The sequence below is a fragment of the Candidatus Methylospira mobilis genome, assembly GCF_009498235.1.
Lineage (GTDB): Bacteria > Pseudomonadota > Gammaproteobacteria > Methylococcales > Methylococcaceae > Methylospira > Methylospira mobilis.
In genome coordinates, this window is the sequence record NZ_CP044205.1 from 168,846 (window position 1) to 181,478 (window position 12,633).

The window sequence follows — 12,633 nt, forward strand, 5'->3', positions numbered from 1 at the left end:
CTGTTATACTTAGCCCGGTAAAGGCTCGGGCTTATTGCAACTGAAAGACGGCTATCGCTTCCTGCAACTGCGCCGCCTGCTCTTTAAGATGTCCGGCGGAAGTCACTGCTTCCTGCACCAATGCAAAGTTCTGCATGACGATATCGTCCATCTGGGTAACGGCCTTATTGACCTGATCGATACCGGAGCTTTGTTCCAGCGACGCGGCTGAAATTTCCGACACGATTTCTGTTACACGCTTGACCGACAGGACAATTTCATCCATGGTCTGTCCGGCATCCTTCACCTGCAGGCTGCCGCTGTCGACCTTTTCCACCGAATCGGAAATCAGCTGTTTTATTTCCCTGGCGGCGGAGGCGGAGCGTTGCGCCAGAGTGCGCACTTCGCTGGCGACTACCGCGAAACCGCGGCCCTGCTCGCCCGCGCGGGCCGCTTCCACAGCTGCATTCAAGGCCAGAATATTGGTCTGGAACGCCAGACCGTCGATAACGGCGATGATATCCGACACCTTGCGCGAACTTTCCTGTATCGAGTTCATGGTTTTTACGACCTCGGCGACAACCTTGCCGCCTTTGCTTGCTACTTCCGATGTTTCAATGGCCAGCAGGCTTGCCTGTTGCGCGCTTTCGGCATTGCGTCTGACCGTTGCGGCCAGTTCATTCATGCTCGACGCCGTTTTTTCCAGCCCGTCCGCCTGTTGTTCCGAACGCTGGGACCGCTCCTGGTTCACGGTCGCAATTTCGGTTGCGGAATGATCGATCGTCCTCGCAATATCGACAATGCGGCCCATCATAAGTTTCAATTGCTTGCAGGTCAGATTGATGCTTTGCGCGGATTGTCCGAACAAGCCCGGATACTCCAGTTCGACCTGTTGCGTTAAATCGCCCTGCGCCACCGCAGTCGCTACGCGCGATATATCGCTCAACCCCTGGAAGGCCATATGATCCAGGGCGTTCAACATTTCCGCCATGGTTTTGGAACACCCGTGCCGGGCGGTTACGTCGACATTGTAGGAAAAATCGCCATTGGCAAACGCGCGCACGACTTCACGTACCTCGTCGATCATCTCCAGCAGACTGGCTTTCATTTCCGCCATTGCAGCGAGGATGCTATCCTTGTCGCCTGGCTGCAGCGGGATATGGACGCGTAAATCCCCCATGGCGATAGCCTGAGCCACAGACACGACCTCGCGCGGCGTACCGCCTATGGTCAGCAGCAAGCCGGCGCGCAATTCGTTCAAGGCCCGGCAAATAGTGCGGTCGAAACCGATGCGATCGGTCAGATAAATTTCATGGCTGAAATCGCCCTTGCCCATATTTTTTACCGCCAGTTCCACTTCAAGTACGATGCCGCGCAACTCGTTGCGCATGGTCTTGAGCGCATGGAGCAGACTGATGTCATCGCCGGGACGCAGATGTATCGGTACCGACAGGTCTCCCAGCGCGATATGTTCGGTTATTTCTACGAGATTAGCCGGCTCGCCCCCCAGGTTGAAGAAAATGCTGCGCGAAATAAGTACCGCCGCCGCCGCCGCGCTCAGCAGTGAAACGAACAAAATCAACAACGATAGCGCATTCGCGCCCAGGATATCTTTCGATGCCGTTGTTTCATCGGACAGCACGCGTTGGCGGGCAAGCGCCGTGACCTTGTCTATCGCCGCGCGGTGCGTTTCATAAGACTGATTCAAGCGCGGTATGAGTGCATTGGCCGCGGCTTTGTCGCCTTTTATTACGGCCGGGATAAATTCGTTTAAAGATACGTTGTAGAATGTCTGCGCGGATTGGTAGGATTGCTGAAGCAGCGCCAGCGCCAATTCGCCGCTCAATCCCTGCTTGGCCCAGAATTCATGACGCGCGTCGTATTCGTCCTTTAATTTCTTCTCTCGCTCGATCAGGCGCTCCTGTTCCTTTCTGTCCTCGGCTCTCAGCAGTTGCAGGTTGACCAGGTAGGATTCGATGATGTATTCCGGCGGTGGCAAGACATCTGCTATCAAATCCTTGCCCTGTACAATATGCTGATACCTTGATCCGTTCACCTGCCACTCGTGCAGGGTCATGAAAGACCAGCCGCCATACGTTACGAATCCCAGTGTAATGATGGATATCAGCACGACAAAACGGTGCGGAATCTTCATTGTTCCGAACAATACTTTCACTGGAGTACCCTTATCAATAAAGCGACTTGCTACGAATGGCGGGCCAAGCCATGTTGGCGGACGGATTCGGGCATATACACCCCGGGTACATGTTTTGCAAAATGCGGTACCTGCTGTTACATGATGGCGCGGAAGCGGTTACATGCCTTTTTTAGGCGTGGAGACGGCTGCCGGAAAACACGCCTGGGCGGAAGCGGTCTTGGCTTCCTTTAAGCGCGCACGCAATTTTTCCGACTGCGGCGGGTCCCGGAACTCGCCGCCTCTGTCGCCGGCCATGCCCATGAAATGGGAAAACGTCTGTGCTTGCGAAAAATCTTCATAAGGCATCAGGCTTGCAATTTTATCGATGCTGCACACACAGTGATAAAGATTGTCATAATTCTGCTCACCCAAATCCTTCATGCACTCGAAAACGTATTCCACGCGCGCCTGCGTCGGAAAATCGTTTAGTGGTTTCTCCGTAACCGCTTGCTGCTGCCGGTTACAACCTGGCAATACGGCAAAAACGGCGGCGAGTACAGAGGCAAGTAAGGCTATTCGTTTCATAATGCGTTTTCTCGACATGTTTGGTGCTTCGGGTTTTCTCATTAACTATTCTGTCGGCGTAATTTGCGCATGGTTATCTGCTCATTCTATTGAGCCGCGCACGAGCCTTCGGCTGAAATATTTTGCAAGGGTAACTGAATAGTGGTTACTCTATTCATTTTTCGACCGCAAAGTCGACTATTTGTTTCAATTGCCGGTTTATCTCCCGGAAAAACGCATTAAGCTTTTCATTCTCGGTATCAGTCGGCAGTAAGTGAGTCGTTACCATCACCTTGCCGTTTTCCGAGCGCACAGCAACATTACACGGCATGTAAGCCACCGCTGCCGGGGATATCTCCAGCATTTCCCTGGCCTGTGTCAGATTACAGAATTGCAGCGTATCATAATCGGGAAAAGGGATGGCTTCGCGGGTGCGTATGACGCTGCCGATATGATTGTGGCCCGTAATCCTGTAATTATGCTCAGCAATTGCCAGCTCCAGCTCGGCGAGCACGTCCGCGTAGGGTTTGAACGACTCGGCCTGATACCATGACGGCGCCGTCGCTGCGGACGGGTACGGCGCGCAACCGTTGATCACGAAGGCCTGGCATAAAACTATAAACTGATATAATACGTTACCCTGCCTGGGCATGGAAGGCCACCGCATTCGGTCTGCAAAGAAACCGGATTAATAACAGTAATATTGCAATAAAACAAGGATGCCTGACCCAAGACACGAAATTACCGGCATTATTCTGGCGGGCGGCATGGCCAGGCGTATGGGCGGTATCGACAAAGGCCTGTTGCTCTACCGGGGGCAGCCGTTGGCAAGCCACGCATTAAAAACGATGGAAACCATAACCGGCTCGATATGCATCAGCGCCAATCGCAATCAGGCGCGTTACGCCGTCTTTGGTTATCCGGTCGTTTCCGATACGGTAACGGGTTACGCGGGACCTTTGGCCGGATTGCTGGCGGGGATGAAATCGTCCGATACCCCCTATGTGCTTTCCATTCCCTGCGATTGTCCGTTTATCAGCGCTGAAGTTCTGACGCGTCTGCGCGATGCTGCCGCGGATGCCGAAATCGTCACGCTGCATGACGGTTCGCGCACGCATCCTGTTTTCATGCGGGTTAATCGCAATCTGGCGGATTCTCTGGAAAACTATCTGGCGCAAGGTCAACATAAAGTGATCGCATGGATAGAACGGCACCGTTACCAGATGGTGGATTGCAGCGATCTGGCCTCCTGCCTGCGCAACATCAATACGCCGCAGGATCTGGCGGCCGTCAACAGGGACGCAGACTGACCGAAACACCCGACTTATCAAACGCACCGAGCACCGTCTCAAGTTGGCTGCGTCCGCCCTGCCAGGGTATTTCTATCCAATATCCTTGTATTGCCGTTTCGCGCGGACGGATTTCCGTCGCGATATTGCGCTCGAAGTATTTTTTTTGGGCGTCCTCCACGCCTTCTTTGGTCTGAAACAAGCCCAGAGATATGTAACCGGCCAGCTCGCCCCGGTCGAACAGCCACAAGTCGCGTATCCCCTTCTCCTGCAATAATCTGCGATTGTCGCGCCCCGCCTCGATATTCGCCGCTCTGGGGTAAAGCAGCCAATAACCGTCTGCAACGCCGACTGAACGGTTCACCAGTGTTGTCTGTGGAACCTTGCGCGCAATACCCTCCTGGGCTATCCGGGCGTTCATATCCGTAACAAAGGGTCCGACCAGCCAGCAGCCCGGAGCATGCACCGGCGGCGCCGGCTGCACGTTCGCCGCTGCGATTACCGCCTGTGTGGGTTGCTGCAACGATATTTTCAGCTTTGCGCCTTTCGCCGGCGTTATCGGAGCAGGCGCGGGCATGAGTTGTTCGGCCGGCAGCGGAGGCTGTTCTGCCTGGGGTGGCGGTACTTCCGACAGCAGCTTGATATGTTCGGTCGCATTCGGCAGGTCCAACGCGATGTGCCGGACGCCGTCTTCGCTGTGTTGCGAGCGCACTTCCCACACGTAGAACGCAATATTGGCCGTCAACAATATAAAGAAAATTACTCTCATGTCGCATCCGATACGGCTATCGACAATCCCATCAACACCAGATTCGGTTCCAGACGATGCGGGAGGTTCAATCCGGCAGCGATATGCGGCGCATCGCCTCCGGTCAGAAACAGCGCGCAGTCACGTCCGTATTGTTGCATGAAATGCTCGATCAGTCCTATAGCGGCTCCCGATACCCCCGCGGCTATCGCGTCGGCAGTGGTTTTGCCCGGCCCTTGATGGCTGCCATGATGCGCCATCGACAGTCTGTCGGCGCCCTGGGCCAGCGCCGTCCTCATCATGTTCAGACCGGGTGCGATGACTCCGCCTCGATGCTTTCCGTCCGCATCCAGCCAATCCAGCGTAATCGCGGTTCCGCAATCGGCCACGCATGCCGGACTTGCCGGTGACAGACGGTGCGCCGCAAGCAGGCCCAGCCAGCGGTCGACGCCCAATGCGGAAGGGTCTTCATAGCCGTTGATAACGCCCGACATTTGTTTGCACGCGCTAATCCTGCGCACTTCGAGCCGCCAGCGCTCCGCTACCCAGGCGATGACGGCGTCATCTATCCGTCTCGCGGCTACACTGGCCAGCGCGACTGCCGACGGACGCGCCAGCTCGCCCCAATGACGATCCAGCAGTGCGTGCGAGAACGGCAATCGGGCGGGTATTGCTTTGCCGGCTTCTATCTGTTGCCCTTCCCGCGCAAAGCCCCATTTGATGCGGCTGTTGCCCGCATCCAGTAACAGTATCCGGTCAGCCGTCATGTTGTCCATTCATGCGCAGCGACACTTCGCCGGAGGCGAAGTGTCGCTGCCCGTCCGCCCCGCAGTCGAGAATCAGCAAACCGTCTGCTGAAATCCCGGCGACTCGCCCGGAAATGGAGCGGTCGCCCTGATAAAGCTGCACGGTTTCTCCGTGGTAATGGTGGTACGCCTGCCATTCGTCGCGCAACCCCTGCAATCCGGATACGCCGTACCCGCACAGCAGCGGCAATAATTCATTCAGCGCCGCCGCGAGCAAACGGTTTCTATCCGGCTGAGCGCCGCCGGTGATTTCGGCCAGATCCGCCCAGGGTTGATCGATTTCATGTCCTTGTGCCTGCGCCATTTGCAAGTTCAGACCGATACCGATTACGCACGCCTGCCGCCCATGCACTTCGCCGGATACATCCAGCAGGATGCCGCCCAGCTTGCGCCGCCGCCAGATAATGTCGTTCGGCCATTTGAGTCCCGCATCCGTCACCCCTAATCCGCGCAATGCGCGGATAATGGCGACGCCCACCGCCAGACTCAGACCGCTTAGCGCGGCATGATCGGCAAAATGCCACAGCACGGAAAAACAGAGACTGCCGCCCGGCGAAGACAGCCACGAGCGCCCCATGCGTCCCCGCCCGGCGCGCTGAAATTCCGCCGTCGCGACGGTACCCGTCGCCGCTCCCGCGCGCGCGCTTGCCGCGAGATAGGTATTGGTGGAATCGAGCGCGTCGTGACACTCGATAGCCGATAGCAGCGTAAGGGCATCCGCTTGCAGCGCCGCCCGAACCTGGTCCGCATCCAGCAAATCGAAGCGATGCGCCAAACGGTAGCCTTTGCGCGGAAGCGCGTTGATTTCAAGCCCCAGCGCCCGCAGGTCGTGCGCCAGCGCCCAGATCGCGGAGCGCGTAACCGCCATGGTTTTCGCCAGCTGTTCGCCGGAATGGAATCGGCCGTCGCCGAGATGCCGCAACAGGGTTTTATGGTTGGCGTTAAAACAAAAAGAGGCGCCGGATTTCATGGAGCTGCCCTGTACCGACTATTTACCGGTTGCGCGTTTATCGAGCTCGCGCAACTGCGTCAGCTTGTCGGCGATTTTGCTTTCCAGCCCGCGCGGTACGGGCTGATACCAGCCGGGTTCGTCCAGGTCGTCCGGAAAATAGGTTTCTCCCGCGGCATAGGCGTTCGGCTCGTCGTGCGCATAACGGTAAGCGTGCCCGTAGCCCAATTCCTTCATCAAGCGCGTGGGCGCATTTCGAAGATGTACCGGCACCGGACGCGAGCGATCCTGTTTCACGAAGGCCGAGGCCTGATTGTAGGCCATGTAACCGGCATTGCTTTTCGCCGCCACCGCCAGATAAATAGTCGCCTGCGCCAGCGCCAGTTCGCCTTCGGGAGAACCCAGGCGCTCGTAGGTTGCCGCCGCGTCGTTGGCGATCTGCATCGCCCTGGGGTCCGCCAAACCGATATCTTCCCATGCCATGCGCACGATGCGGCGCGCCAGGTAGCGCGGATCGGCGCCGCCGTCGAGCATGCGCGTCAGCCAGTATAGCGCGGCATCGGGGTGCGAACCGCGCACCGATTTGTGCAGAGCGGAAATCTGGTCGTAGAAATTATCGCCGCCCTTGTCGAAGCGGCGGCTGTTCAAGGTCAGCGCATTGTCGAGAAAGGCGGCATTGATGGTGTCGATTTCGCTGGCCTCGGCTGCGGCCTCCACCTGTTCCAGCAGATTTAAAAAGCGTCTGGCGTCGCCGTCGGCATAGCCGATCAGCGTGTCGAGCGCCGCCTCGTCAAAATCAAGGTGCGCCAGCGTGGATTGATGCGCGCGTTCGAACAGCGCTTTAAGATCGGATTCGTCCAGCGGCTTCAGCACATAAACCTGGGCGCGCGACAACAGCGCCGCGTTGACTTCGAACGACGGATTTTCCGTGGTGGCGCCGACAAACACCACGCGCCCGGATTCCACGTAGGGCAGCAGCGCATCCTGCTGCGCTTTGTTGAAACGATGTATCTCGTCGATAAACAGCAGCGTGGAGCGGCCCTGTTCCTCGAAGTTCAGTCTGGCCTGCTCCATGGACTGGCGGATATCCTTGACGCCGGAAAAAACCGCCGAAAGCGCGATAAACTCGGTATTGAAGCTTTGCGCCATCAAGCGCGCCAGCGTGGTTTTCCCAACTCCGGGCGGCCCCCACAGTATCATCGAGTGCGCTTTGCCGGCATCGAAAGCCAGTTTCAGCGGCTTGCCCGCGCCGAGCAGATGACGCTGGCCGATCACCTCGTCCAGTACGGACGGACGCAAGGCTTCGGCCAGCGGCGCCGCCGGCTCTGCGGAAAAAATACCGGGAGCAGCGCTCCTGTCATTTGTCATCGAAAACGTCCACGCCCGCCGGCGGCTTGAATTCGAACAGAGCCGGATTCAGTTTCTGCCCCAGCTGCAGATGCGAGAAATAAATGCGCGTCAGCTGGCCGAAATTGTCGCTAAGTTCCATGCCGGATAATTGATCGTCTTCCAGTCCGATCAATACCTGCTTGAAACCGTTGTCTTCATCCCTGGGCGTCAGCTTGATCCAGTAAACGCCGTCTTCCAGCCCCTGGCTTTCTATCGTGAAGTTTTTATCCAGCGCGACATTGCCGCTGAGCAGCAACGCCGGCGTGGAGCCGATCGCGGAGTTGAGCTTTTTCGCGGTGACCTGCGCCAGATCCTCGTCGTAGAACCAGACCTTGTTGCCGCCGGATACGATCTGCTGCCGGTAAGGGGTTTGATAGTCCCAGCGAAATTTACCGGGCCTTTGCAGGTAAAACACCCCGGAAGACTTCATGCCTTCATCGCCTTTTTCATTGATTACGATCTGGGAAAAGTCGGCCTGCAGACTGCCTGCACGCGCCAGAAACGCATGCAGGCGGTCTACCGGCGTCTGACCGGCTGACGACGCCTGTCGGGGCGCATCGTGCATTTGAGGCTGCGCTTTGTGATCTGCCGGTTTTTTGGCTGCGGCTGATGCCGCATGCGTGGACGTATCGCTCTTGTGCGCCTGTCCCTTGTTATCCGGCTGTTTATTGTCAGCGGCTAATGCCGCATGGGTCAACAGCCCCAAAATACCGGCTAATACGATGACACGGTTTTTTTTCATTTCAGATCCTTGCTCAAGCGTTCGGCAACGCCGGTATAAGTGCGCGGCGTCAAGGCCAGCAGGCTATCCCTGGCCGCGGGCGGCAGCCCCAGGTTTTCGATAAAACGGCGCATCGCTTCCGGTTCCAGACGTTGCCCGCGCGTCAGCTCCTTGAGCTTTTCGTAGGGTTTCTCGATGCCGTGGCGGCGCATCACCGTCTGTATCGGTTCCGCCAGCACTTCCCAGTTGGCGTCGAGATCGGCCTCCAGCGCAGCGCTGTTGATCTGCAGCTTCGACAGGCCTTTCAGCGTGGACTGCAGCGCTATCAGCGTATGCGCCAGTCCGACGCCGATATTGCGCAGCACGGTGGAATCGGTCAAATCGCGCTGCCAGCGCGAAAGCGGCAGTTTCGCCGCCAGATGTCCCATCAGCGCATTGGCGACGCCCAGATTGCCTTCCGAGTTTTCGAAGTCGATCGGGTTGACCTTGTGCGGCATCGTCGACGAGCCGACCTCTCCGGCCACCGTCTTTTGCCGGAAAAAGCCCAGCGAGATATAACCCCACACATCTCGGTCGAAATCCAGCAACACCGTGTTGAAACGCGACAAGGCATGAAAAAACTCCGCCAAACCGTCGTGCGGTTCTATCTGGGTGGTAAAGGGATTGAACACCAGCCCGAGCGATTTCACGAAACGCTGCGCAAAAGCGGGCCAATCCACATCCGGGTAGGCAACCGCGTGCGCATTGTAATTGCCGACAGCACCATTGATTTTGCCGGGTAATTCCACGGCGGCCAGACGCTCAAGCTGCCGTTGCAGGCGAGCGGCGACGTTGGCAAACTCCTTGCCGACCGTGGTCGGCGTGGCGGGCTGGCCGTGCGTGCGCGACAGCATCGCTTGACCGGCATAAGCATGCGCCTGGCTGGTGACGGCTTCGATCAGCTTCGCCATTTCCGGCAGCAGCACGCGGTCGCGAGCCGATTGCAACATCAGGCTGTACGACAGGTTGTTGATGTCCTCGGATGTGCAGGCAAAATGGATAAACTCGCCTACCGCCGCCAGTTCCGGCGTCCCGGCGATTTGTTCCTTCAGAAAATACTCGACGGCCTTGACGTCGTGATTAGTGGTGGCTTCTATGGTCTTGATGCGCTGTGCGTGCGTTTCTGAAAAGCCGGTGACGATCTTGTCAAGAAACGCTCCGGCCTCCGCCGAGAATGCCGGAACTTCGGGGATGCCCGGCTCTTCCGACAGCGCAATCAGCCAGCGGACTTCAACCAGCACCCGATAATGCATTAAACCAAATTCGCTCAGCAGAGGCCTGAGCGCATCGACCTTGGCGGCGTAGCGTCCGTCGACGGGAGAAAGACTGAGTAGGGACATCGTGTCAACTATATGCTTCGCAAAAGCACCAGTTTAACCGGTCATGACGAAAATGCCACCCCCTATCATGCAACCGTTTGCCATGACCGGCTTCCCTCACCCCGCCTCTCCCAGAAGGAGAGGCGGGGCAGGCGTTCGCTTCGCGACTTGCACGGTAAAGGAAACGGCGCGGTTCGGTATCCGTTGTCGAACGCCGCCGCCAATGATGCGGAGGTTCATCCGTATTGCGGCCCTCGCGCCGGGTTTTATTTCAATTGGAAAACGGAAACCAGATTGCGCAAGTTGCGCGCCTGATGTTCCAGCGTTTCGGCCGCTCCGGCGGCTTCTTCGACCAGCGCCGCATTTTGCTGGGTTACCGCGTCCATCTGCGAAATTGCCAGATTGATCTGGTCGATACCGGAGCTTTGCTCTGCGGAAGCTGCGGAAATTTCAGACATGATATCGGTAACCCTGCGCACCGAAGTCACGATTTCATTCATGGTATGCCCGGCATCTTCCACCTGCCGGTGACCGCTCTCCACTTTTTCAACCGAATCGGATATCAGCTGCTTGATTTCCTTCGCCGCTTCCGCGGAACGCTGGGCGAGGCTGCGCACTTCGCTGGCGACTACGGCAAAGCCGCGCCCTTGCTCGCCGGCGCGTGCGGCTTCCACTGCGGCGTTCAAGGCCAATATATTGGTCTGGAACGCCAGACTATCTATTACGCCGATGATGTCGACCACCTTGTTCGAGCTTGCCTGGATCGAGTTCATGGTGCTTACGACTTCGCCCACCACTGCTCCGCCTTTGAGCGCAACGGCGGAAGTCTCCATCGCCAGCTGATTGGCCAGTCTGGCATTGTCGGCGTTTTGCTTTACAGTCGAGGCCAGCTGTTCCATGCTGGATGCGGTCTGCTCCAGACTGGCCGCGTGCTGCTCGGTGCGTTGCGACAAGTCCAGGTTGCCGGTGGCAATTTCCACGGCGGAATTGTGTATAGTGTTAACGGAGTCGTTCACATCGCTTATCATTGATGATAAGTTATCGCGGGTTGAGTTGATGCTGTTGGCGGTTTTGCCGAACAACCCCGGATAGTGTTTGTCGATGCGTTGCGTCAGATCGCCTTGCGCCAGCGCGTCTGCAAGACGCGCGACATCGCTCAATCCTTCGTCGGCGGTCCGGCACAGCCGATTCAACAGCTCCGCCAGCGTTTTGGCGTAGCCTTGCCTGCCGGTTTCATCAATGCGGGAGCTGAAGTCGCCGATTACCGTGGCCTCTACGACTTTGCGCACATCATCGATTATCATTTGCAAATTATTCCGCATCGCCGACATTTCGGCCAGGATACTGCCGTTGTCGTCGGCGCGAACCGGGACATGCGATTCCAGGTCGCCGGCGGCGATACGCGATGCGGCCATCACCGCTTCGTCGGGATTGCCGCCGATTTTATCCAGCAGGCCGGCATTGAGCAGGTTAAGCGACTCGCTGATTTCCAGCTCGAAACCGTATTTTCCGGACAAATCGATTTGTTGCGTGAAGTCGCCCCGCACCGCCTGCCCGACATAGTTGCGTATGTCGAATATGACCTGGAGCTTTTCCTGCACCGTTTTTATCGAAGCGAGCAGGCTGCTGTTGTCTCCGGGTTTTAATTCGATCGTGGTCGATAAGTTGCCGTTGGCGATTTGCCGGGTAATTTCCGTCGCATGATAAGGGTCGCCCCCCAGCCGTTGAAACAGCAGGCGGAGAATCATGATGCCGACGAAGGCACCGACTATCGATCCGAGCACGGACAGCGTGCTGATAACATAAGAGTTTACAGAAATAGAGGCGTCGGTATCCTCTATGCTTTGTTTGACGTGATCAGTGATATGCTGCTTGAGCGCTCCGGCGCTTTTCTCGTATTCGTGCTGTATGGCGCGAAAATCCACGGCCAGATACTGCAGCGCGTCCTCTTTTTTAGCCGGATTTTTTGCCAGGGCGATAAAGTGTTCCAGCGCCGCGGTGTAGTTTGTTTGAGTTGCCGTCAAATTATTGAAAAGCTGCCGTCCACCGTCGGTATACAGCGACTTGTCCAGCTCGGCTGTGGCGTTCGCGATAATTTTCTGTGATTCGGCAATATCGTTATATTGCTTTGCGATCTGCGTTTCATCCTTCAGCAGCAAGGCGCTACGCACGCATTTTGAGTTGTTTCCCAGACTTATCAACAGGTTGTTTATATTCTCGAACTGCTGGAATCTGCGTCCCGCCAGATCGGCAACATGACTGTTGATGTCGTTCAGTAAATACACAGCAAGGGCTCCGACACTGATCAGTAAAACCAGTAACAATCCTATGGCCAGCTGCAGCTGCTTTTTAATCGACAGATCCGAAAAACGCATAGTTAATTCCACTCGTTCCATTTGGGGCTCAAAAATGGAATTATATGAATGGATTATTATTATTTTATGTATTTGTCAGGGGAGGGGCAGTTTTAATTCTTCGGCAGGCTCAGCCTGCGCTGCGGTCGAGCAAATGAGCGCTGCTGCGATGCTGAACGCTGACAATGCCAAAGTGACCGACGACGTGGTCGCCAACACTGCCAGGGAAGCGGAATAAGGCGACCGGCGTCAACCAGGTCAACAGTTTTTGGCAACCATTCAGCTAATGGAACCTGCGCGAGTTTCCGGCGGAAAAATTTTGTTTGTAGGAGCGGGCTT

The 12,633-nt window shown here is 56.8% G+C and carries 12 protein-coding genes; 2 read left to right on the plus strand and 10 right to left on the minus strand.

Annotated features, from left to right (window positions below; all coding sequences use genetic code 11):
• Positions 1–31 precede the first annotated feature (31 nt).
• From F6R98_RS22580 to F6R98_RS00680, 3 genes are all read right to left on the minus strand, one after another.
• Positions 32–2,134, minus strand: coding sequence for a methyl-accepting chemotaxis protein (locus F6R98_RS22580; protein WP_320412145.1), 2,103 nt, complete (start codon positions 2,132–2,134; stop codon positions 32–34).
• 159 nt (positions 2,135–2,293) lie between these two features.
• Complete coding sequence (locus tag F6R98_RS00675; protein ID WP_153247291.1) at positions 2,294–2,701, minus strand: hypothetical protein; 408 nt, start codon at positions 2,699–2,701, stop codon at positions 2,294–2,296.
• Between the two features lie 154 nt (positions 2,702–2,855).
• Positions 2,856–3,332: a DUF302 domain-containing protein gene (locus F6R98_RS00680; RefSeq protein ID WP_153247292.1), complete on the minus strand. Its 477-nt coding sequence runs from the start codon at positions 3,330–3,332 to the stop codon at positions 2,856–2,858.
• Positions 3,333–3,399: 67 nt separating this feature from the next.
• Here F6R98_RS00680 and mobA point away from each other — a divergent pair, with 67 nt between their 5' ends.
• Entirely contained in the window at positions 3,400–3,990 is a 591-nt protein-coding gene (gene mobA / locus F6R98_RS00685) for a molybdenum cofactor guanylyltransferase MobA (protein WP_153247293.1), read from the plus strand.
• On the opposite strand, the gene F6R98_RS00690 is transcribed toward mobA, so the two are convergent.
• The 7 genes from F6R98_RS00690 to F6R98_RS22585 form a co-directional block, all read right to left on the minus strand.
• The gene (locus F6R98_RS00690; RefSeq protein ID WP_153247294.1) at positions 3,971–4,738 is read right to left on the minus strand and encodes a hypothetical protein; all 768 of its coding nucleotides are present in this window, start codon (positions 4,736–4,738) and stop codon (positions 3,971–3,973) included. The two genes, mobA and F6R98_RS00690, sit on opposite strands and share 20 nt — an antisense overlap.
• Positions 4,735–5,484 (minus strand): type III pantothenate kinase, encoded by a 750-nt coding sequence (locus F6R98_RS00695; protein ID WP_194270075.1) that lies wholly within the window; start codon positions 5,482–5,484, stop codon positions 4,735–4,737. Before F6R98_RS00695 ends, F6R98_RS00690 begins: the two co-directional genes overlap by 4 nt.
• Positions 5,474–6,493 (minus strand): biotin--[acetyl-CoA-carboxylase] ligase, encoded by a 1,020-nt coding sequence (locus F6R98_RS00700; protein WP_153247296.1) that lies wholly within the window; start codon positions 6,491–6,493, stop codon positions 5,474–5,476. The genes F6R98_RS00695 and F6R98_RS00700 overlap by 11 nt, the downstream gene beginning before the upstream one ends.
• Positions 6,494–6,511: 18 nt before the next feature.
• The gene (locus F6R98_RS00705) at positions 6,512–7,840 is read right to left on the minus strand and encodes a replication-associated recombination protein A (RefSeq protein WP_153247297.1); all 1,329 of its coding nucleotides are present in this window, start codon (positions 7,838–7,840) and stop codon (positions 6,512–6,514) included.
• A complete protein-coding gene (gene lolA, locus F6R98_RS00710; protein WP_228125014.1) occupies positions 7,830–8,603 on the minus strand; it encodes an outer membrane lipoprotein chaperone LolA in 774 nt (257 codons plus the stop codon). Before lolA ends, F6R98_RS00705 begins: the two co-directional genes overlap by 11 nt.
• The gene (gene purB / locus F6R98_RS00715; RefSeq protein WP_153247298.1) at positions 8,600–9,961 is read right to left on the minus strand and encodes an adenylosuccinate lyase; all 1,362 of its coding nucleotides are present in this window, start codon (positions 9,959–9,961) and stop codon (positions 8,600–8,602) included. Before purB ends, lolA begins: the two co-directional genes overlap by 4 nt.
• 245 nt (positions 9,962–10,206) lie before the next feature.
• Entirely contained in the window at positions 10,207–12,315 is a 2,109-nt protein-coding gene (locus F6R98_RS22585; RefSeq protein WP_194270076.1) for a methyl-accepting chemotaxis protein, read from the minus strand.
• A gap of 34 nt (positions 12,316–12,349) precedes the next feature.
• Between F6R98_RS22585 and F6R98_RS00725 the strand changes: the two genes are divergently transcribed.
• Complete coding sequence (locus tag F6R98_RS00725; protein WP_153247300.1) at positions 12,350–12,532, plus strand: hypothetical protein; 183 nt, start codon at positions 12,350–12,352, stop codon at positions 12,530–12,532.
• The last annotated feature ends 101 nt before the right edge of the window (positions 12,533–12,633 follow it).